Annotated in this window: 21 protein-coding genes and 1 tRNA gene; 11 read left to right on the top strand and 11 right to left on the bottom strand. The window is 65.9% G+C overall.

From position 1 onward, the window contains the following. The first annotated feature begins 3 nt into the window (after window positions 1-3). Window positions 4-807, top strand: a complete 804-nt coding sequence (locus tag OCW50_RS24530; RefSeq protein ID WP_262299318.1) for an SDR family NAD(P)-dependent oxidoreductase — start codon at window positions 4-6, stop codon at window positions 805-807. 21 nt (window positions 808-828) lie between these two features. Next, window positions 829-1,689 (top strand): PCC domain-containing protein, encoded by an 861-nt coding sequence (locus OCW50_RS24525; RefSeq protein WP_262299317.1) that lies wholly within the window; start codon window positions 829-831, stop codon window positions 1,687-1,689. Between the two features lie 24 nt (window positions 1,690-1,713). Here OCW50_RS24525 and OCW50_RS24520 read toward each other — a convergent pair whose 3' ends face one another. The 6 genes from OCW50_RS24520 to OCW50_RS24495 form a co-directional block, all read right to left on the bottom strand. Beyond that, complete coding sequence (locus OCW50_RS24520) at window positions 1,714-2,697, bottom strand: bile acid:sodium symporter family protein (protein WP_262299316.1); 984 nt, start codon at window positions 2,695-2,697, stop codon at window positions 1,714-1,716. A gap of 78 nt (window positions 2,698-2,775) precedes the next feature. Further along, the gene (locus OCW50_RS24515) at window positions 2,776-4,170 is read right to left on the bottom strand and encodes an NAD(P)H-dependent oxidoreductase (protein WP_262299315.1); all 1,395 of its coding nucleotides are present in this window, start codon (window positions 4,168-4,170) and stop codon (window positions 2,776-2,778) included. Window positions 4,171-4,250: 80 nt separating this feature from the next. After that, complete coding sequence (otnK, locus tag OCW50_RS24510) at window positions 4,251-5,513, bottom strand: 3-oxo-tetronate kinase (RefSeq protein WP_262299314.1); 1,263 nt, start codon at window positions 5,511-5,513, stop codon at window positions 4,251-4,253. Beyond that, on the bottom strand, window positions 5,510-6,322 hold the full coding sequence (locus tag OCW50_RS24505; RefSeq protein WP_262299313.1) for a hydroxypyruvate isomerase family protein: 813 nt from the start codon (window positions 6,320-6,322) through the stop codon (window positions 5,510-5,512). Before OCW50_RS24505 ends, otnK begins: the two co-directional genes overlap by 4 nt. 4 nt (window positions 6,323-6,326) lie before the next feature. Next, window positions 6,327-7,046, bottom strand: coding sequence for a 3-oxo-tetronate 4-phosphate decarboxylase (gene otnC, locus OCW50_RS24500; protein ID WP_262271176.1), 720 nt, complete (start codon window positions 7,044-7,046; stop codon window positions 6,327-6,329). 43 nt (window positions 7,047-7,089) lie between these two features. Beyond that, window positions 7,090-7,779 carry a GntR family transcriptional regulator gene (locus OCW50_RS24495; protein WP_262271177.1) on the bottom strand — a complete coding sequence of 230 codons (690 nt, stop codon included), beginning with the start codon at window positions 7,777-7,779 and terminating at the stop codon, window positions 7,090-7,092. Between the two features lie 217 nt (window positions 7,780-7,996). Between OCW50_RS24495 and OCW50_RS24490 the strand changes: the two genes are divergently transcribed. The 5 genes from OCW50_RS24490 (at window position 7,997) to OCW50_RS24470 (ending at window position 13,159) form a co-directional block, all read left to right on the top strand. Continuing rightward, a complete protein-coding gene (locus OCW50_RS24490) occupies window positions 7,997-9,016 on the top strand; it encodes a 4-hydroxythreonine-4-phosphate dehydrogenase PdxA (RefSeq protein ID WP_262299349.1) in 1,020 nt (339 codons plus the stop codon). A 58-nt stretch (window positions 9,017-9,074) separates the two neighbouring features. Continuing rightward, window positions 9,075-10,070, top strand: a complete 996-nt coding sequence (locus tag OCW50_RS24485; protein ID WP_262299312.1) for a Bug family tripartite tricarboxylate transporter substrate binding protein — start codon at window positions 9,075-9,077, stop codon at window positions 10,068-10,070. An 81-nt stretch (window positions 10,071-10,151) separates the two neighbouring features. Further along, window positions 10,152-10,631, top strand: a complete 480-nt coding sequence (locus OCW50_RS24480; RefSeq protein ID WP_262271179.1) for a tripartite tricarboxylate transporter TctB family protein — start codon at window positions 10,152-10,154, stop codon at window positions 10,629-10,631. A gap of 24 nt (window positions 10,632-10,655) precedes the next feature. After that, window positions 10,656-12,170 carry a tripartite tricarboxylate transporter permease gene (locus OCW50_RS24475; protein WP_262271180.1) on the top strand — a complete coding sequence of 505 codons (1,515 nt, stop codon included), beginning with the start codon at window positions 10,656-10,658 and terminating at the stop codon, window positions 12,168-12,170. A gap of 56 nt (window positions 12,171-12,226) precedes the next feature. Continuing rightward, window positions 12,227-13,159, top strand: coding sequence for an NAD(P)-dependent oxidoreductase (locus OCW50_RS24470; protein WP_262299311.1), 933 nt, complete (start codon window positions 12,227-12,229; stop codon window positions 13,157-13,159). On the opposite strand, the gene OCW50_RS24465 is transcribed toward OCW50_RS24470, so the two are convergent. From OCW50_RS24465 to OCW50_RS24455, 3 genes are read right to left on the bottom strand one after another with little or no spacing between them, the layout of a single operon-like run. Further along, window positions 13,126-14,046 (bottom strand): PfkB family carbohydrate kinase, encoded by a 921-nt coding sequence (locus OCW50_RS24465; protein ID WP_262299310.1) that lies wholly within the window; start codon window positions 14,044-14,046, stop codon window positions 13,126-13,128. The genes OCW50_RS24470 and OCW50_RS24465 overlap by 34 nt on opposite strands. A gap of 3 nt (window positions 14,047-14,049) precedes the next feature. Further along, entirely contained in the window at window positions 14,050-14,724 is a 675-nt protein-coding gene (locus tag OCW50_RS24460) for a GntR family transcriptional regulator (RefSeq protein ID WP_262271183.1), read from the bottom strand. Next, a complete protein-coding gene (locus OCW50_RS24455) occupies window positions 14,721-15,668 on the bottom strand; it encodes a dihydrodipicolinate synthase family protein (protein WP_262299309.1) in 948 nt (315 codons plus the stop codon). Before OCW50_RS24455 ends, OCW50_RS24460 begins: the two co-directional genes overlap by 4 nt. A 79-nt stretch (window positions 15,669-15,747) precedes the next feature. On the opposite strand from OCW50_RS24455, the gene OCW50_RS24450 reads away from it, so the two are divergent. The 4 genes from OCW50_RS24450 (at window position 15,748) to OCW50_RS24435 (ending at window position 19,773) form a co-directional block, all read left to right on the top strand. Further along, window positions 15,748-17,085: an ABC transporter substrate-binding protein gene (locus OCW50_RS24450; RefSeq protein ID WP_262299308.1), complete on the top strand. Its 1,338-nt coding sequence runs from the start codon at window positions 15,748-15,750 to the stop codon at window positions 17,083-17,085. A 42-nt stretch (window positions 17,086-17,127) separates the two neighbouring features. Beyond that, window positions 17,128-18,060 carry a carbohydrate ABC transporter permease gene (locus tag OCW50_RS24445; protein ID WP_262271186.1) on the top strand — a complete coding sequence of 311 codons (933 nt, stop codon included), beginning with the start codon at window positions 17,128-17,130 and terminating at the stop codon, window positions 18,058-18,060. Between the two features lie 2 nt (window positions 18,061-18,062). Continuing rightward, window positions 18,063-18,887 (top strand): carbohydrate ABC transporter permease, encoded by an 825-nt coding sequence (locus tag OCW50_RS24440; RefSeq protein ID WP_262271191.1) that lies wholly within the window; start codon window positions 18,063-18,065, stop codon window positions 18,885-18,887. Window positions 18,888-19,122: 235 nt separating this feature from the next. After that, complete coding sequence (locus tag OCW50_RS24435; RefSeq protein WP_262299307.1) at window positions 19,123-19,773, top strand: hypothetical protein; 651 nt, start codon at window positions 19,123-19,125, stop codon at window positions 19,771-19,773. A gap of 77 nt (window positions 19,774-19,850) precedes the next feature. Here OCW50_RS24435 and OCW50_RS24430 read toward each other — a convergent pair whose 3' ends face one another. After that, the gene (locus OCW50_RS24430) at window positions 19,851-20,606 is read right to left on the bottom strand and encodes a calcium-binding protein (protein WP_262299306.1); all 756 of its coding nucleotides are present in this window, start codon (window positions 20,604-20,606) and stop codon (window positions 19,851-19,853) included. Between the two features lie 324 nt (window positions 20,607-20,930). Further along, a tRNA-Met gene (locus OCW50_RS24425) sits at window positions 20,931-21,007 on the bottom strand. Window positions 21,008-21,043: the final 36 nt, after the last annotated feature.

Raw genomic sequence — 21,043 nt, 5'->3', positions numbered from 1 at the left:
ACGATGGGCACGCGTCTGAAGGACAGGATCGCCATCGTGTTCGGCGCGGGATCCTCGGGACCCGGTTGGGGCAACGGAAAGGCCGCCGCCGTCGCCTATGCACGCGAGGGCGCGAAGGTGGCCTGCGTCGATCTCGTCCAGGACGCCGCCGAGGAGACGGCCAGCATCGTCGGCCAGGAGGGCGGCGTCGCCCTGGCTGTTGCCGCGGACGTCACCGACCTGAGCTCCATCGGCAGGGCGGTGGAGCGCACGGTTGCCGAGTTCGGGAGGATCGACATCCTGCACAACAATGTCGGCGTGACGCACATGGGCGGGCCGGTCGAGTTGAGCGAGGAGCAGTTCGCGGCGGCCTTGAACCTCAATATCGGCCCGGTCTACCGGACCTCCAAGGCCGTCATCCCGCATATGCTTCGGAACGGCGGCGGCGCGATCGTCAACATCTCGTCGCTCGCGGCGATCCGCTGGACCGGCTATCCGTATTTCGCCTATTCCGCCACCAAGGCGGCCGTCAATCAGGCGACCGTCGCCCTGGCCATGCAATATGCCCGCCAGGGCATCCGGGCGAACTGCATTATGCCCGGGCTCATCGACACGCCGCTGATCTACAAGCAGATCTCCGGGCAATATGCCTCCGTCGACGAGATGGTGGCCGCGCGCAACGCGGCCGTGCCGCTCGGGACGATGGGTACGGCCTGGGACATCGCGAATGCGGCCGTCTTCCTGGCCTCCGACGAGGCCCGGTTCATCACGGGCGTCTGCCTGCCGGTCGACGGCGGCCAGAGCTGCGCCGTATCCGAATTGCGCTGACGCTTGATCCCGAGGTTGAGGATGGCCCCCAGACTCATTCATCACCCTGGCCCGGTCGCGCCGGCGCGCGTGTCCGCCGTCCCCGGTTCCGCGGTTCCGCTGCGTTTCACCCTCGAGCCGGGCCAGGCCGTGGATGCCGCCATCGCGAAGGGGTTCGCCGAGGCAGGGTGCGGCGGCGGCTTCGTCGAGTTCAGGGGCGGCCGGTGCGAGCCGTTCCAGTTCGTCATGCCGGCCGCCTCTCCGGATGACCTCCATGCGGCGTGGTACAGCCAGACCTTCGCCCCGGAGGGCGTGGTCGAGATCGAGCGCGCCGGCGTGATCGTCGGGTGGCGTGACGGAAAGCCGTTCATCCATTGCCATGGGATCTGGAACTCACGAGACGGCCGGCAGATGGGCCACATGCTCGGCCCGGCATCGATCGTCGCGGAGCCGATCACCGTGACCGGGATCGGATCGCGGTCGGCGACCTTCGAGGCTCTGCCCGACCAGGAGACCAACTTCACCCTGTTCGAGCCGGCGACCTTCGATGGAGGAGATGCGGCCGGGGATCATCGTGCGCTGCTGGCGAAGGTCAGGCCCAACGAGGATATCAGCCTGGCGATCGAGGCGATCTGCGCGCAGAACGCGATCAGGACGGCGAAGGTCCATGGCATCGGCAGTCTGAACGAGGTTCGGTTTTCGGACGGAGCCCGGGTCGACTCCCACGCCACGGAGGTTCTCATCCGCCGGGGCAGGGTGACCGACCTGGACGGCGCGCCGCGGGCCCATCTCGACATCGACGTCGTCGACATCCAGGGCAGGGTCTTCGAAGGTGAGCTCGTTCGCGGCGACAACCCGGTCTGCGTCACCTTCGAGCTGGTCATCGAACCGCTGGCGGATTGATTCCCTCAGGGATCGGTCTCCAGCCTACTCGCCCGGCACCGGCTCCCGGCCTGTCCGCTCCGCATAGGCCCGTGCAAGCACCGCGCAGACCAGGAGCTGGATCTGATGGAACAGCATCAGGGGCAGGATGATCGCGCCGATCATGCTGGCCGGGAAGAGGATGCTGGCGATGGGGACGCCGCTGCCGAGGCTCTTCTTCGAGCCGCAGAACACGATCGCGACCTCATCCCGGATCGAGAACCCGAACAGCCGGCTCGCCATCGTGGTCGTCGCGAGGACGAGGCCAAGCAGGACGCAGCTGATGAGGACGAGGACGATCATGTCCCCCGCTGCCAGCTGGTGCCACAGGCCTTCCACGGCCGCCTCGCCGAAGGCGTAGTAGACGACGAGCAGGATCGCCCCGCGGTCGACGAGGCCCGTGAGCCTCCGGCGCTTCTCCACCCATGATCCGAACCAGGGACGCAGCAGATGCCCGAGCAGGAACGGGACGAGGATCTGCAGCACGATCTCGCCGATGGCCCCGAACGACACCCCTGCCTGCGTCTGCATGAACAATCCCATCAGCAGCGGAGTGAGAAGGACACCCAGAACGTTCGAAGCCGAAGCGCTGCAGACGGCCGCCGCGACGTTCCCGCCGGCGATGGACGTGAAGGTAATGGACGACTGGATCGTGGACGGGAGAAGGCACAGGTAGAGGATGCCGAGCGCGATACCTGGCGCGAGATACGACTGGAGGTACGTCTTCGCGAGCAGTCCGAGGATCGGGAACAGGATGAAGGTCGCGGCGAACACCATCAGGTGCAGACGCCAGTGGATGGCGCCCTGAACGATGGCCTGACGCGACAGGCGCGCACCCTGGAGAAAGAACAGAAGCGCGATCGACCCGACGATGACCATCTTGAGAATGGGCGCCGCCGCACCGGTCGCGGGAAGGATCGTCGCGGCGACGGCCGTCGCCACGAGCGCGATGGTGAAGCGGTCGGGCCGCAGGAGGGACAGGAAGGCCATCGGGCGTGCGCTCCGGGTTGGTCTCTAAAGCATCGGACGTGAAAAGTGGACTTGCACTTTCGGGATCCATCCGATGCTCTAAGACCGCTGTCCGAAGAAGCGCGCATCCTGCTCCCGGCGAAGCCTCATCAGGGGCGATGCCTCGGGCCATTCGAGATCGCTCATGCGGATTTCCTGACCCTTCGAGACCGGGTTCGCCAGCCGGCAATCGGCGGCGAGGTAGAACGGGGCAGGAGCGCTCGCGGCCAAAGGCCCGGCGGGCCGGAACTCGGCGGTGACGCCGGAGATCGTATGGTGGTGCCCGCCCATCGCCAGCTCCGTGCCGGCCGGCAGGTCCTCGGTGGCGACGGCGATCAGGTCGTATCGCGGCTGGTAGTCGGACCCGTAGCCCGACATCCCGTGGATCGCCGCATCGAGAATGCTGCTGGCGGCCTCGAGGCCGAGCAGGTGCCGCGGCAGGAACACCATGGCGTTCGCCCCCGTCCGGCTGACAACGTGGCCCTTCTGGGCCAGCATGTCCCAACTCTTCGCGTCATCGCAGCGGACGACCACGAAAACGCCGCCCGCGAAGCTGATCTCGTCGGGCTTGCGCAGGCAGTGGAACACGTCGAGGCGCCCGTCGCCCGCGAGAATGCCGCCGTCGTCCCGGCGCGAGAAGATGGTTGGAACCTCGCCGATGCGCGCGAGCGGCGCGTGGAGATCGAAACGGTCGGGCCGGAGGCCGGTAGCGTTCGCGACGACCATGAGTTCGCAGAGATCCGGCACGGCGCGCTGCGGGAAGCCCGCGATGGCCTGGTGCCGGGCCGCGAGAATCTCCTCGATGTCCCGTCCGCCGAGGGTCCAATGGGCATTCAGGTCCACGTTCTCGGCGGAGCGTTCGTTGCTGGCGAGATGACCGGAGGACGGATCGAAGACGAAGTCGTATTCGCTGGACTTGCCGGCGGCCACGATATGGAAGCCCATGATCTCGGCCCAGGTGGCGAGGCCGATGAGCAGGCTCGGCTGATCGCCGTCGACCGTCGTGACGACGCGGCCGCGCTCGGCCGCCAGAGCCTTGAGGCCGGGTCCGACCACGCTGTCGAGTTCCTTCGTGACGAGCGCGAGGTGCTTCTCGCTCTCGACCGAGAGCAGGGCATGACGGGCGGCCGCCCGAGGCTGTCCGGTCGCCTCGACGACCACGTCGAAGGGGAGATCGGAGACGAGCGCGAGGTCCTTCGTGGCGATGTAGTCGCCGCGCTCCCAGGCGGCCCGTGCGGCATGAGCCGCCTCGCAGATGTGAATCCGGCGCGGATCGATGCCGGCGGCCTTCAAGCCCGAAGCCGCACTCTCCGCCGTGAGATCGACTGCGATGCGGGCGTTCAACAGGGGAACACGCTGGGCCTGCCCCAGGAAGCTCTGGCCGAAGCCGCCCGTTCCGACCACGCAGGTCTCCACGGGGCGGCCGGCCTTCGCATAGAAATCATGGTAGTTCATCGCGCATCTCTCCCGTTCCGGTAAGCGGTCGCCACCGGTCTCATGTGCCGCCGAATGGGTCGTCCTCGTGGGTCGTCGCCCTACCGAAGCATGGTCCAGGCCTTCAGGAAGAAGTCCGGGGCGCCGAAATTGCCGGATTTGAGGGCGAGGGCGAGGTCGATCCCGGCGAGGGACCGGGTCCAGGGCACGCCAGGGTCGATCTCGGGACCGATCGCCAGGGCGTCGACCCCGAGGGCGTTCACGACGGCCCCAGACGTTTCGCCCCCGGCCACGATGAGGCGGGTGAAGCCGAGGCCGGGCAGCGCCTGCGCGATCTCCGCGAGGGTCTTCTCGACGATCTCTCCGGCGTTCATGCGCCCGAGCCTGTTCTGGACGGCCTGGACCTCCTCGGGCGTCGCCGTGGAGTAGATCAGGACGGGTCCCGTCGTCGCCTGCGCGTTCAGCCAGTCCAGAGCCGTGCGGGCGGTCGTGGCGCCGGAGGCGAGATCGAGCGCGTCGAGGCGGAGCGCCGGGATCCCGGCCTCGATCGCGGCCTTGACCTGTCCCCGGGTCGCGCTGGAGCACGAGCCTGCCAGGATGATGCTGCGGCCGTCCGGGGCATCGAAGCCCGTCGACGCGGGTGCGGCGTCGCGCTCGCCGCGCCGGTAGGCTGCGGGCAATCCCATGGCGACGCCCGATCCGCCGGTCATGAGGGGAAGGTCCGCGGCCGCAAGACCGATGGCCCTCAGATGCGCGTCGCTGAGCGCGTCGACGATCACGATCTGGTGGCCGGCGGCCTTCTCGCGTGCGAAGGCGGCCCGGATGGCATCCGCCCCGCCTTCCACGTCTTCATAGGCGACGAGTCCGACCGTCCGCCTGGTCTGGCGCTGCAGGACCCGCACGAGATTGGAATCCCGCATGGGGGTGAGCGGATGGTCCTTCATGCTGCTCTCTTGCAGCGGCACCCCGTTCACGAAGAGATGCCCCTTGTAGACCGTGCGGCCATTGGCCGGAAAGGCCGGGCAGGCGAGGGTGAAGTCGCTTCCCGTGAAGGCCAGGAGGGCGTCGGTAACCGGCCCGATATTGCCCTCGTCGGTGGAGTCGAAGGTGGAGCAGTATTTGAAGAACAGGTGCTCGGCGCCGGCCTTCCGCAGGGTCTCCGCGGCAGCAAGAGATTGATCGATGGCCTCCTTGGCCGGGATGGTCCTGGATTTCAACGCCGCCACGACGGCATCCGCGCCCGACAGGTCGAGCTCCGCGCGCGGCGCCCCGATGGTCTGGATGGTGCGCAATCCCTCCCGGGCGAGCATCAGGGCGAGGTCGGTGGCTCCGGTCAGATCGTCGGCGATGCATCCGAGCTTCATGCCACGGCTCCCTGAGTGCTGGAGGAGGATGGATCCCGGCTCCAGGCGGACAGCCAGCCGAGGCCGTCTTCCGTGCGGCCGCGGGGCTTGTACTCGGCGCCGACCCAGCCGCCGTATCCCACATCATCCAGGGTCCGGCAGATGGTGCGGTAGTCGACCTCGCCCTCGTCCGGTTCCGCACGGCTCGGCACCGCGGCGATCTGAACATGGCCGATCACGTCGAGGAAGTCTTTGAGCCGGCGTGTGAGATCGCCCTGCATGATCTGGGTATGGTAGCAGTCGAACATGATCTTCACGTTGCGCCGTCCGACCTGATCGATGATCGACGCGGCCTGCTCGACGGTGTGCAGGAAGTATCCCGGCTTGTCGCGATGGTTGATCGGTTCGATGAGCACGGTCATGCCGGCCTGGGCGGCCCTGTCGGCAGCGAGCTTCAGGTTCGCCACGAAGGTGCTCTCGGCTGCTGAGGCGGCATCCGGGGCGACCAGCCCGGACATGCAGTGGACGGCGGTCGCGCCGATCGCATGCCCGTAGGAAACGGACTGTTCCACGGCCTGCTGGAACTCGCTCTCGCGGCCCGGCAGGGCTCCGAGCCCGAAATCCCCCGCCGCGGCGTTCCCCACCGGGGTGTTCAGACCGAGCATGGTCACATGATTGCTGGCCAGGGCACGTCGCATCTCCTCCGCAGGCACCTGGTATGGCCAGTGCATCTCGACGGCCTTGAAGCCCGCCGCGGCTGCGGCCGCGACCCGGTCGATTTCGGGAAGCTCGGTGAAAAGGAAACCTAGATTGGCCGAGAAGCGGGGCATCGGTTCATCCGCACGGGTGGGAGGGGTGGTGAGGCGCAGAACAGCAATCCTGAGAAGCGTCCGAAGGATCGTCCGCGATCGCCTCGTCCAGCTTGAAATGAGACACCAGGTCCCGAACCTGGGCGCGGGTCAGAAGGCGCGGGTTGAGTCCGTGGAGAAGGAGGCGCAGCTTCGCGGTCTCTTCCAGTTCCTCGGTCGCATAGACGGCGGCTTCCAGATCCTTGCCCGCCACGACCGGGCCGTGATTGGCCAGAAGAACGGCGCTGTAGCGTCCGGCAAGGCCTCGGATCGCGTCGGCGACGGCCGCATCGCCCGGCCGGTAGTACGGGACGAGGGCTGTCCGCCCAACCCGCATGACGTAATAGGCCGTCATGGGCGGCAGGGCATTGGCGGGGTCCACGTCCGGCAGCATCGAAACGGCGACGGAATGCGTGGAGTGCAGGTGAACGATCGCCCCCGAATCCGGGCGGGTCGCGTAGAGCGCCGAATGGAGAGGCAGTTCCTTGGTCGGCGCATCGCCGTCCACGAGGCGGCCGTCCCCATCGAGCTTGCTCAAGCGCGCCGGGTCGAGAAAGCCCAGGGAGCTGTTGGTCGGCGTCGTTAGCCAGCCCCCGTCGCTCAAACGGACCGAGATGTTGCCCGAGGATCCGGCGGTCAGGCCGCGTTCGAACAACGACCGCCCGAACCGGCAGATCAACTCGCGAAGCTGGCTCTCATGGCTCATGTCCGGTTCCTCGCAGTGGATGGTGACTGAACGACGCCACCGATCAGATCGCGTGCCTGACGCGCTCCCAGGTTTTCAGCATGTGGGCGTTCAGGATCGTCGACAGCCGCTCGGCATCGCGCGCCTCGAGCGCCTCGACCATTTCGACATGGTCGGCCACCGCGCCGGCCCATTTCTCAGGCCCCTCGTTGCCGATGTAGCGGATGCGCTTCAGCCGGGCCTGCAGAACGTTGTGAACCGACACCAGAGCCTCGTTCTTGGAGAGCCGGAGGATGGCCGAGTGGATGTTCTGGTTGAGCTTGAAGTAGGGGAGGCGGTCGCGCTTCTCGTACATGTCCATCATGCGGTCATGCAGCTGCCGGACCTCGCGGATTTCGGACTCGGTGGCGTGCTCGCAGGCCAGCCGCCCGGCAAGGCCCTCGAGATTGCCCAGCACGATCAGGCTGTCGTGCACGTCCTTCGCGGTGAACTGGCGCACCACCGCGCCGCGACCGGGTGAGAGTTCCAGCAAGCCCTCGCTGACCAGGAACTTGAGTGCTTCCCGCAACGGTGTCCGCGAGACCCCCAGCATCTTGCCGAGGTTGCCCTCGTGGAGGCGGGTCCCCGGAGCGAGCTCGCCTTCGATGATCATGTCGCGCACCCGCGCCACGATGGCGTCGTGAAGGGTAGGGCGGACGATGGGACCGCGCGAATCGATCTCGTCGATCAGCAAGGGGGCGGCCTCAGATGCCATGGTTCGTTCCATACTTTGCCGTGTTTCCACAGATCCTGACGGGGATAGACTTCTCTATACAACTTTTTCCTGAACCGCCGCAAACAAAATTCTGTATGCAGAATACTTGCGTACGAAATTTACGGCTGTTAACGTTCGTTCGTCATCCCGAGAAGAGGTTGCCGTGAGCGCTCAATCCTTGCCGACCCCGTCCGAAAAGCCGACCGTCGCATTCGCCATGGGCGATCCGGCCGGAATCAGCCCCGAGTTGGCGGCCAAGCTCATCGCCTCCGAAGAGTTCCGCTCCGGCGCCGATCTCGTGATCTTCGGGGATCTTCGCATTCTCGAACGTGGAGCCCAGGTGGCGGGCGTCGCCGTGGATGTGGATGTCGTCGCGTCCGAGCAGGCGCTTCCGAATCGCGCCGCCCGTCCCGTCTTCGTCGATCTCAAGAATCTCAGTCCGGATCAGGTCGTGCCCGCCACGGCCACGCTCGAGGGCGGCGTCTTCGCGACCGAGAACTTCCGGCGTGCCCTGTTGCTCGCCCAATCCGGCCGCGCCGATGCGGTGTTCTTCACGCCGTTCAACAAGAAGGCCATGCGTCTGGCCTATGACGGTTACGACGACGAGATCCGCTTCGTGCGCGACGTTCTCAAGACGTCGGTGGCCGCGAGCGAGTTCAACGTTCTGGGGCAGACCTGGAACGCCCGCGTGACATCGCACATCCCGCTGTCGCAGGTCGCGGCCGCGATCTCCGAGAAGGCGATCCTGCGGTCTCTGACGCTGGCCGATCAATGCATGCGGGCCGCAGGCTTCAATCCGCCGCGCATCGCCGTCGCTGGCCTCAATCCCCATGCGGGGGACGGCGGCAACTTCGGCACCGAGGAAATCGACATCATCGAGCCGGCGATCCGGCAGGCGCAGGCGAAGGGCTTCACGGTCGAAGGACCCTTCCCGTCGGACACCGTCTTCCTGCGCGCCAAGAACGGCGATTTCGACGCCGTTCTCACCATGTACCACGACCAGGGCCAGATCGCGATGAAGCTGATGGGCTTCGATCGCGGCGTGACGCTGATCGGCGGCTTCGAGTTCCCGATCTGCACGCCGGCTCACGGCACCGCCTATGAGATCGCCGGCCGCGGCATCGCGAATCTCGGCGCGAGCCGCGAGGCGCTCTCTCTCGCCATCCGCATGGGCGCCGAGGTGCGCGCCCGCCGGTCGGAGGCGGAGCAGCCCAGATTGTCAGCGGTCAATTCCTAAAACAGCCGGTTCCAAGAGCCGACGCCATCGGTTGGAAACATCACAGGGAGGAAGAACGATGCTCAAGAAGACTTCATGGTTGGTGGCCACCGCCGTCGCGGTGACATTCAGTGGCCTCGCGCAGGCGGACTGGAAGCCCACGAAGCCGGTCGAATTCGTCGTGACATCGGCACCCGGCGGCGGCACCGACAACTTCGCCCGCGTCGTGCAGTCGATCATCGCCAAGCACAAGCTGATGGAGCAGTCCATCGTCGTCACCAACAAGGGCGGCGGCAGCGGCGCGGAAGGCTTCATCTACACGAAGGTCGCGACGGGCGACAGCCACAAGCTGACCTTCGGCACGAACAACGCCTATCTCCTGCCGTACGTGGCAAAGCTCGCCTACAAGCCCGACGAGCTGACCCCGGTGGCGGCCATGGCCCTCGACGAGTTCCTGCTCTGGGTCAAGGCCGATGCGCCCTACAAGGACGCCAAGAGCTATATCGAGGCCGTGAAGGCGAAGCCCGACACGTTCAAGATGGGCGGCAGCCAGTCCAAGGACACGGACCAGACGCTCACCAGCCTGATCCAGGATGCGACGGGCGCCAAGTTCATCTACGTCCCGTTCCAGGGCGGTGGCGCAGCCGGCGTGCAGCTTGCCGGCGGACATATCGACTCCAACACCAACAACCCGAACGAGAATGCCGGCCAGTGGAAGGCCGGGGCAGTCACCCCGCTCTGCGTCTTCAGCCCGACCCGCCTCCAGGGCAGCGCCAAGGTCACGGCCACGATGGGCTGGTCGGACATTCCGACCTGCAAGGAAGCGGGCATTCCGATCGACCAGTTCCAGATGCCGCGCACCGTATGGCTGCCGGGCGGCGTTCCCGCCGAGGCGGTTGCGTTCTATGCCGACGTCCTCAAGAAGGTGAGCGAGACGCCGGAGTGGAAGGAATACATCGAGCGCACCTCCCAGACCGACAAGTTCCTGGCCGGCCAGGACCTGAAGACCTTCATCGCCGCCGACGACGCGAAGAACCGCAAGGTCTTCGAGGAAGAAGGCTGGGTCGTCCGCTGACGCCGGCGACCGCACGGCCGGCGGAGGAAGGCTCCGCCGGCTCCTCTTTCATGTGGCATGGATCGAACCGGGACGGACGCGATGATTTCTCGTTTCAACGCTGAGATCGGAACCGCGACGCTGACCGCAGGCCTCGGGCTCGCGGCGGTCGTCGGCGCTCTGGAATTCGGGATCGGCTGGGGAGATGCCGGGCCTGAGCCCGGAGCCTTCCCGTTCTATATCGGCCTGCTGGTCGTGGCCGCCAGCATCGGCAATCTCGTCCAGGCGACGGCCGGACGCCGCGGGCTGCAATCGGTCTTCCTGCACAAGGAGGAGGCCAAGCGCGTGGCGTCGTTCTTCGTGCCCATGCTCGCCTTCGTGGTGGTGGCCCGTCTGCTCGGTCTTTACGTCGCGACGGCGCTGTACCTCGCCTTCGTCATGCGGGTGCAGGGACAGTACCGGCTCGCGATCTCCATCGCGTCGGGCATCGCCGCCGCCGTGATCTTCTACTTCGTGCTCGAGGTGGCCTTCCAGGTACCTCTCATGAAGGGCCCGCTCGAGGCCGCCCTGGGCCTCTACTAGCCCCCATCCGGACGGAGACAGGTCGTGGAAAATTTCGCATCACTCCTTCATGGATTCGGCGTCGCCCTGACGACTTACCATGTCATGCTCATGATGGTCGGCGTTCTGCTGGGCATCCTGGTCGGCGTCCTGCCGGGTCTCGGTGCGCCCAACGGCGTGTCGCTGCTGCTCCCGCTGACCTTCACCATGGACCCGGTTGCGGCGATCATCCTGCTCACCAGCATGTACTGGGGAGCGCTGTTCGGCGGATCGACGACGTCGATCCTCTTCAACATTCCCGGCGAGCCTTCATCCGTCGCAACCACATTCGACGGTTATCCCATGGCCCGACAGGGGCAGGCGACGCAGGCGCTGACGCTCGCCTTCCTGTCCGCGGGCTTCGGTGCTCTCGTCGGCGTGATCCTCATCACCGTGCTGTCGACCTGGGTGGCCAAGTTCGCGCTTCGCTTCAGCTCGCCCGAGTACTTCGCCGTCTACTTCCTGGCCTTCGCCAGCTTCATCGGGCTGGGCGCCGCATCTCCGTTCAAGACCATCGTGTCCATGGGCCTCGGGTTCGCTTTCGCCTCGGTCGGCATGGACACGGTGTCGGGCGGCCTGCGCCTCACTTACGGGTTCAACGAGCTACTCTCCGGGATCAGCTTCCTCATCGCGGTGATCGGATTGTTCGGCATCGGAGAACTCATGCTCACCATGGAGGAGGGGCTGCGCTTCGACGGCATCCGCGCCCGCGTCAGGATCGGCGACGTGTTCAGGACCATCGCGACCCTGCCCCGCTACTGGGTGACGCTCCTGCGCAGCAGCATCATCGGGTGCTGGATGGGCATCACTCCGGGCGGACCGACCGCCGCCTCCTTCATGAGCTATGGTCTGGCCAAGCGCCTGTCGCGCCGCAAGGAAGGTTTCGGCCAGGGCGAGCCCGAGGGCGTCGTGGCGCCCGAGACGGCGGACCACGCCGCCGGCAGCAGCGCCATCCTGCCGATGCTGGCTCTCGGCGTTCCCGGTTCTGCAACGGCGGCCGTCATGATGGGCGGACTCATGATCTGGGGCCTGAATCCCGGACCGATGCTGTTCGTCGAGCGGCCGGATTTCGTCTGGGGCCTGATCGCCAGCATGTATCTCGGCAACATCGTGGCCGTGCTCATGGTGCTCGCCACGATCCCGCTCTTCGCCTCGATCCTGCGCATTCCCTTCGCCATCATCGGTCCCGTGATCGTCGTCGTGTGCTTCATCGGCGCCTACACGGTCGCGGGGCGGCCCTTCGATCTGTGGCTGGCGCTCGCCTTCGGCGTGGTGGGATACCTGTTCAAGAAGCTGGATTATCCGATCGCCCCGCTCGTCCTGGCCATGGTGCTCGGCGACAAGGCGGAGGACGCCTTCCGGCAATCCATGATCATGTCGCGGGGTTCGCTCTCGATCTTCTGGTCGAATGGCCTCGTCGCCACGCTGATGCTGATCGGACTGGCGCTTGCGTTCGGGCCCTTGCTGAGCACCGCTCTCGGGCGCCTGGTGAAGCCCAAGGCCTCGTCGGCAGTCGCTTGAGACCGATCTCGAGAGGTCCGCTCAGACCTGCGCGGACCGCCCTGAAGGAGTTTCCGATGACGCCATCACCCTCCGCCGACGTGGCGTTCCTTGGCATCGGTCTCATGGGATCGCGCCAGGCGAGACGTCTGCTCGACGCAGGCTATACGTTGACGGTCTGGAACCGCTCGCGCGACAAGGCGGAGGCGCTTGCCGCCTTCGGTGCACGCGTGGCCGAGACGGCGTCCGATGCGGTGAGCAACGCCGACATCGTCATCCTCATGCTCGAGAACGGCAGGATCGTCACGGACGTGCTCTTTTCTCAAGGCGTTGCGGAAGCCCTGCAGCCCGGAGCCATCCTGGTCGACATGAGCTCCATCAAGCCGGCAGAGGCTCAGGAGCACGCACGGCGCCTTCAGGAGCGCGGCGTCCATCACGTCGATGCCCCTGTCTCCGGTGGGACCACCGGAGCGGAGCAGGGCACCCTGGCCATCATGGCCGGCGGCGAGGCCGAGATCTTCGGCAAGGTCGAGCCGATCCTCGGGATCATGGGGCGCCCCGTTCATGTGGGACCGCACGGGGCAGGGCAGCTCGCGAAGCTCGCCAACCAGATCATCGTCGGAGTGACGATCGGGGCGGTCGCGGAGGCCCTTCTGCTGGCCGAGCGCGGAGGCGCCGATCCGGCTAAGGTCCGCGAGGCTCTTCGCGGGGGCTTCGCGGAAAGCCGCATCCTTGAACTGCACGGCCAGCGCATGGTCGAGCGCGATTTCGTCACCAGGGGCCGTTCGGTCACCCATCTCAAGGATCTCGACAACGCTCTCGACGCGGCGGACAGGATCGACCTCGACGCCCTGCCGTATACCGCCCTGACTGCGGACCTGTTCCGCGGACTGCTCGAGCATGCGGGCGATCTCGACCACAGCGGGCTCCTCGTCGAACTCGAGCGCCGAAACCCGACCGGAGCCTCGGCCGGTTCTCAGGGTGAGGCGCGACTTCGCTCCAGAAGCTGATCGAGGGTCGGAGAGCCGAGACGCCCCCCGAAATGCTCGCATTTCATGGCGGCGGCCATATTGGCCATCCGTACCCTCGGCTCCAGATTCCAATCGTTGACCAGCCCATAGACATAGGTGCCGTGCCAGACATCGCCCGCGTTCAAGGTGTCCACGGCGCGGACGGGGATCGACGGGACCGTGGCGATGTCGCCGCCCGAGCCGCCCCGCTGCCATATCAGGGCACCGGCGGCGCCGAGCGTCACGCCGACCACATTCGCTTCGATCCCGGCCGCAACATCCCGCAGCGCCTCGCCGGGTGTGCCACGGTCGGACAGGGAGAGCAGGGCGGGTTCGGAGAACAGCACGTGGTCTGCCAGCGTCATCATCTCGCGCAGCGCCTCGGGAGGCGAGACATCGGCGTCGAGCACGGTCGGGACCCCGCAACGGCGCGCTTCGGCGAGGAGCGCCCGTGCGCCTTCGGGCCAGCGCATGTCGACCAGGACGGCCGCGGCATCGGCGACTGCCTGGAGCGGCAGCCAGCTCGGATCCGGATCGAGCGACGGGTCGGTGTAGGGCACCACCAGTCGTTCGCCCTCACGGTCGACGAGAATCGTGGAAAAGGCCGTCCGGGCACCCTCAACCCTGCGGATCCGATCGATGCGCACGGCTTCATGCGACAGGTCGCGCAGGAAGCTCTCACCCGTGGGATCGTCTCCGACCCGCGCCCAGAGCTCGACATGGCCGCCGAGGCGGGCGATGGTGACCGCGGCGGCCGTCGCCATTCCGGACGCGACCTGCACGGCTTTCTCGGGCAGAACCTTGGCTCCGTGCCCGGGAATGCGCTCGATCTTGAAGATGGTGTCCCAGAACGCGCATCCGAGACAGATCACCGGTTTCCGCTTCATCGCCTATTCGAGCCTGAGCGCCCGCGCGCGCGCGTTCATGACGTGAGCGATGGCGGCCTCCACGGCCGCCGCGGTGTCGCGCCGCTTCATGGCCGCGATGATGGCGAGGTGCTCCCGCATCACCGGGATCACGAGATCCTCGTCGAGGCTCGTCTCGCTCTGACGGATGAGCCGAACCTTGATCCAGTTCACCCGGTAGGCTCTTGAAATGATCTCGTTGTTCAGGTCGTCGATCACCGTCTCGTGAAACTCCCGGTCGACCTGCTGGGCTGTGGCGATCAGATGGTGGGTCAGGCCGTCCCGGGCGGCGTCGACGATCGACTGGTGGGCGGCTTCGATCCGTGCGATCGCGGCATCGCTGGCGGTCTGGGTGAAAACGGCGATCGCCTCCCGTTCCAGGATCAGCCGGAACTGGAAGGCGTTGCGGATCAGCGTGATGTCGAGCGGCAGAACCTGCAGCCCGCGTTGCGGGACGGTGACGATCAAGCCTTCCGCTTCCAGCCGGGGGATCAGCTCGCGGATAGCGCCCAGAGGCTGTCCGGTAAGGGCGACCAGCTCCCTCTGGGTCACGAACTGACCGGGCTTGATCTGGCTCCGCAGAAGCTGTTCGGTAAAGACGTCATAGGCCCGCTCGCGCAGCTTGATCTCCGTGCGGGGGACCGGGCGGGCGATGCTCATGCAACGGCCTTGATCACGGGCCCGAACGGCTCGAGCAGCGAGACCGCTCGCGCGGTCGTCCGTTCGTCCAGCGTCGGAAGCGGGGGCCTGGCGACCGCCCAGACCGGGTCTTTGCGCACGTGGGCCGTGAGCGCCTTCACCATCGGAACGATGGGGTGGCGGCAGATCTCCTGAACCAGCGCGACGATGCGTGGGTCGTCCCGTCCGTTCTCCGCCAGCTCGATGACAGCCTCCGGCAGAACGTTGGCCACGCCGCAGATGGATCCCGCCGCGCCCGCCGCGCAGGCGCGCCCGAGATAGGTTTCGTCGCCGACCAGGATGTCGAGCTCGGGAAAGGCCTCGATGAGAGCGAATGTGGCCTCGGGGTTGCCGGCGCTGTCTTTGACGCCCCGGATGGCCCCGGGATAGCGATCCCGCAGGTGTGCGATGACCGTGTGTGACAGGGGAACGCCGGTCATGCCGGGAATGTGGTAGAGAATGATGTCCCGAAGATCGCCGCCGACGGCGTCGAACACGGCCGAATACCAATCGAGCACGGCATCGTCCGGGGCAGGGCGGAAGTAGAAGGGCGGTGCCAGCAGCACCGCATGGGCTCCGCGACGCAGCGCCTGGCTGGTGCTGGACGCGGCCTCCTCCGGCGAGCAGGCGATCACGCCCTCCACGAGCTTCTCGGCCGGGATCCCATGTCCCACCATTTCGTGGGCGACGCGCTCGCGCTCCGTCGCGCCGACGGAGGGACCCTCACCGGTCGTCCCGAACAGGGTCGCCGTCCGGCAGCCCCGGGCAAGGCAATCCTTGGCATGGGAAGCCAGGCGATGAACGTCCACCTTTCCGTCCAGAAAGGGGGTAACGAGGGCAGGACTGATGCCGAAGCTGAGCGACACGGGCGCCTCCAGGAACAGCTTCGATGCGAAGCCGGGCAACTGCTGTGTTGACACTAACATGTTACATGGTGCTTAATCGGTTGCAAGCACGGAAATGAGTCCGAACGGACCGTTACGCTCAAACACGGAGGAAGTGATCATGGCTGCCACGGGCGGATCGTTTACGCGTCGTACATTTCTCGCAAGCACGGCGGCCGCGACCGCCGCATACGGCCTGGGCGGCGTCGCGCCTGCCTTTGCGGACGTGAACTGGAAGAAATACGCCGGCACGAAGATCGGCGTGAACCTGGTCAAGAGCCCGCGCGGCGAGGTTCTGCAGAAGTTCGAGAAGGAATTCATCGACCTGACCGGGATCGAGGTCTCGTCGGAGCAGACGCCCGAACAGCAGCAGCGGCAGAAGGCCGTGATCGAGCTGAACTCGGGCAGCCCGAGCTTCGATGTGGTGCATATCAGCTACCATGTGCAGAAGCGCCAGTTCGAGAAGGCCAAGTGGCTCGCCGACATCAGCGGCTTCATGAAGAATCCTGAACTGACGGATCCGAGCCTCACCGAGAGCGACTTCTCCCAGGCCGGCCTGCTCTATGCCAAAAACCCGCAGGGCCAGATGCTGTCGCTGCCGTTCTCGGTCGATTACTGGATGGTGTACTGGAACAAGGACCTGTTCGCCAAGAAGGGGCTCGCCTATCCGCAGACCTTCGAGGAGATGGTGAAGGCTGCGGAAGCCCTGACGGATTCGAAGGAGGGGACCTACGGCTTCGTTGCCCGTGGCCTCAAGAACGCCAATGTCCCCGTCTGGACGAGCTTCCTCCTGGGCCACGGTGTCGATCCCGTCGATGCCAACGGCAACCTGATGACGGATTCGCCCGAGGGCATCGAAGCCGCCAAACTCTATCAGCGCCTTCTCACCAAATCCGCCCCGCAGGGCGTGGCCGGCTTCAACTGGTCGGAATGTCAGTCGGCCTTCCTGCAGGGCAAGATCGGCATGTGGCTCGACGGCGTCGGCTTCGCGCCGCCGCTGGAGGATCCGGAAAAGTCACGGGTCGTCGGCAAGGTCGGCTACGGGGTCATGCCGCGGGGCCCCAAGGCGCAGGCTTCGGCGACATTCGGCGACGGCATCGGGGTCACGGCCGCCAGCAAGAACAAGGAGGCGGCCTATCTCTACTGCCAGTGGGCGGTCTCGAAGCTGATGGGCGCTCGCCTGCTGCAGGCGGGCGGCGGCGTACCGTTCCGCCAGTCGATCCTCAACGATCCCGAGACCCGCAAGGGCGTGAAGATGCCCCCGGCCTGGATCGACGCGGTGGTGGAATCGGGCAAGATCAGCAAGCTGGGCCTTCCCGTCATCCAGCCGGTCACCGAGTTCCGAGACATCGTCGGCATCGGCCTGACCAATCTTCTGGGAGGCGGCGATCCGGCCGCCGAGATGAAGAAGGCGACGGAACAGTTCAAGCCGATCCTTGAGCGCAGCGAGAAGGCCTGATGCGCGCCCGACGGGAGATGATCACGATGGCGGAGCATATCCATGGCCACCATCGCTGAACGCCAGGTCACGCCGGCGACGGAGCCGGCACCCGCCCCGGACGCGAGCCCGAAGAGCCTCTACTGGCCCTTCGTCGTGCCCGCCGTGGCCGTGGTGGGGTCGGTGATCGTCTTCCCGTGGGTCTTCACGGTCTGGATGAGCCTGCATGAGTGGACGGTCGGCGGAGCGAGGCGCTTCGCCGGCCTGTCCAACTATCTGCGTCTCGCCTCGGACGAGCGCTTTCTCACGTCGGTCGGCCACACCCTTGTCTACACGATCCTGGCCGTCGTGCTGCCGCTGATCTTCGGGACGCTGGCTGCACTCATCTTCAACTCCCGTCTGCCCTTCCGTGGAGTTCTGCGCGGCGTGTTCGTCATGCCCATGATGGCGACGCCCGTAGCCGTCGCGCTCGTCTGGACGATGATGTTCCATCCGCAGCTGGGGGTGCTGAACTATCTTCTGTCCCTCGTGGGCATCGGGCCCCAGGCCTGGGTGTTCAACCCGTCCACGGTGATCCCGTCGCTGGTTCTCGTCGAGACCTGGCAATGGACGCCCCTCGTCATGCTGATCGTCCTGGGCGGTCTCGCGGCCATCCCGACGGAACCCTACGAGAGCGCCTCCATCGACGGAGCGACGATCCTTCAGCAGTTCCGCTACATCACGCTGCCGATGATCGCCCCGTTCCTCATGGTGGCGGTGATCATCCGGACCATCGACGCCCTGAAGAGCTTCGACATCATCTACGCGATCACCCAGGGCGGACCCGGCACGGCCTCGGAAACCATCAACCTCTATCTCTACAGCGTGGCATTCGCCTATTACGATGTCGGCTACGGATCGGCGATCGCGGTCGTCTTCTTCGCCATCGTGATCGCATTGTCTCTCCTCATGCTCCATCTTCGGCAGCGCACGAAATGGATGGACGTTCAGGCATGAGCATGAACCTTCGCAAAGTCGCCCGTTCGCTCGGCCTGCTGTTCGTCGGGATCGTGCTGGTATCGCCTGCAATCCTGTTCTTCCTTTGGATGATTTCGCTCTCGCTCAAGTTCGAGGTCGACAACGCCGCCTATCCGCCGATCCTGATCCCGGAGCGCTTCGCCTGGAAGAACTATACGGGCGTGTTCGAATCGAACCGCTTCGGGCTCTTCTTCCTCAACAGCGTGATCGTGACTGGCGCCGCCACCGGGCTCGCCCTGCTGATCGGCGTGCCGGCCGGCTATGGCATCGCCAGAATGAAGGCGACCAAGGCTGCCGTGGTCGTGCTCATCGCCCGCATGACCCCGGGGCTTTCGTACCTCATCCCCCTGTTCCTGCTCTTCCAGTGGCTGGGGCTGATGGGCACGCTTCTCCCACAGATCATCGCCCACCTCGTGATCACGGTGCCCATCGTCATCTGGATCATGATCGGCTATTTCGAAACGACGCCGCTCGAGCTTGAAGAGGCCGCCGTCATCGACGGCGCCAACCGGTGGGACGTGTTCCGCCATATCGCCCTTCCCATTGCCAAGCCGGGGATCACGGTGGCGTTCATCCTGGCGGTGATCTTCTCCTGGAACAACTTCGTGTTCGGCGTCGTCCTGGCGGGCCGGGAGACCAGGACCCTGCCGGTCGCCGTCTACAACATGCTGTCTTTCGAGCAGCTGAGCTGGGGACCGCTGGCGGCCGCGGCCCTGATCGTGACCCTGCCGGTCCTGGTCCTCACCATCGTGGCCCAGCGCCAGATCGTAGCCGGCCTCACGGCCGGAGCCGTGAAGGGCGGGTGAAGCGGGGCGGAGAGGCGACGGGCACCCTGTCGGGAGTCCAGCCCCTGCCGGACGCAGCGGCGGTCAAGGGTTTCGGGCCGCAACACATCGCCGGAATGGGTATGCTCCCTGGTCGAAAATTCTCGTTTTTTGTCCCGAACGATCAAGCGGCCTTGCGGGAAGGATGTACGATCGTCGCCCTGATGGTTCCTGCCTCATGCCTCGAGCATACGAGCCGGCACACGGGAGGATGGCGATGAACAGGATTCTCTTGGCGATCGGGGCGCTCGCGGCGAGCGCACTTCTCGTTCCAGCCGATGCCTATGCCCAGCGCTTCGGCGGAGGCGGGTTCCGGGGAGGCGGCTTCGGCGGCGGCGGATTTGGTGGAGGCGGCGCTTTCCGGGGCGGCGGGTTTGGAGGAGGGGGCGCTTTCCGGGGCGGCGGCTTCGGCGGCGGCTTCGGCGGTTCGAGAATGTTCATCCCGCGGGGAGGGATGGGCGGCTTCAGAGGCGGAGCGATTGCCGGCCCCGGCCTCGGCCGCGGGGACTTCCGGGTGGGTGCCATCGGCCGGCCGGGCTATGGCTTCCGTGCTCCCTATTATGGCGGTGTGGCCGGCGCGTACAGGCCCTATTACCGGGGTTATTACGGGCGCTATTACGGCGGCTATCCGTATTACCGCAACTATTATCGCGGCTACCCGTATTACGGAGGGGTCTTGGCCGCAGGGCTGGCGCTCGGGGCGCTGAGCTATCCGTATTACGGCTATGGGTATGGGTACGATTATCCGTACTACGGATATTACCCGGCCGCCGTCGCCGATGGGGAAGATTGCTACTGGGTCCGCCGCCGCATCGTCGGGCCTTATGGACGGGTCGTCATCCGCCGTCAGCAGGTCTGCAACTACTGAGCCCGGCCGCGGCGCTTCGGCGCTCCATTCCTCGAAAGCGCATCGGGCCAAAGACCGATGCGCTTTCTCGCGATGCGCTAAAGATTGATGATGTAGCGATAGTTCATGTCCGCGGCACTGCCGGCTCCCGTCAGGATGACGCCGGTGTCGAACCGGTTGTCGTTGTTGAGATCGGACAGCAGATAGCCCGTATCCGTCTGGGCATTGTAGAGGAACACATGAGCGATGCTGGCGCTCGTGAATGTCGCCTCCGCTTGGGATGCCGCCTGTTCGATGGACGCCGCGCCCGTGGCGGCCTCGCGGTAATTGGCAGAGGTTCCGGCGATCCTCATGGCGATCCAGTCGGTTGCCGGAGCCCAGTCGGTGATCGTGTCCGCGGTTGTGCTGGTGATGCCTGACGAGTTACGCGTGAACTGGAAGGCGTCGTCGCCAGTTCCACCGGTCAGCCTGTCCTGCCCCGAGCCGCCGTCGAGAAGATCGTCGCTCGATCCGCCCGAGAGGGAATCCCGGCCCGAACCGCCGTAAAGGTTGTCGTAATCCGCCCCGCCGGACAGGCGGTCGTTGCCGCTGTCCCCGAACAGGAAGTCGAACCCGTAGCCTCCGGTGAGACTGTCGTTGCCCGACCCGCCGTGGAGGTCGTCGGGACCATCGCCCCCGTTCAGGTAGTCGTTGCCGTTGCCACCCACCAGAATGTCGTAGCCCCAGCTGCCGTAGATGTCGTCGTTCCCGCCGAAGCCGTAAAGATCATCGTCGCTGCCGAAGCCGTAGATCACGTCGCGTCGAGACGTGCCGTCGAGAAGATTGGGCCAGTCGTCGCCAAAGATGGTCGTCATGACTTCCTCCGAAGGTGCCCCTCGGGATTCTGCAAACGATCCGGGCCGTTTGTCGGAGATCGATTTCTCAGGCGGCCATTATACGCCTTCCCCCGTCGGCGTGCCCGAAAATGCCGAGGCGGCCGCTGGATATTTTGCACTATGACGCGAACGGGCGCCGCCGCGTCCGGGCGCGGGATGGGTTCAAGAGGGCAGGTGGGTCGATGAGCGGAGAGCCACACCGGCTGGACCCGCTGCAGCTTTTCAGTGGAATTCGGGTTGGTCTGCTTTGCGCTGGATACGACAAAGCCCCTGCGGCTTTTGCCGTCAGGGGCTTTTGAGTTTTGGTTGCGGGGACAGGATTTGAACCTGTGACCTTCAGGTTATGAGCCTGACGAGCTACCGGGCTGCTCCACCCCGCGGCAATGTCGGGCCTTCGACGCCGGCGTCGAAGGGGA

The organism is Microvirga sesbaniae (assembly GCF_025460805.1).
In the GTDB taxonomy this organism is placed as follows: Bacteria; Pseudomonadota; Alphaproteobacteria; order Rhizobiales; family Beijerinckiaceae; genus Microvirga; species Microvirga sesbaniae.
The sequence above is the reverse complement of the archived record's forward strand: the minus strand, read 5'-3'. Positions and strand labels throughout refer to the sequence as shown.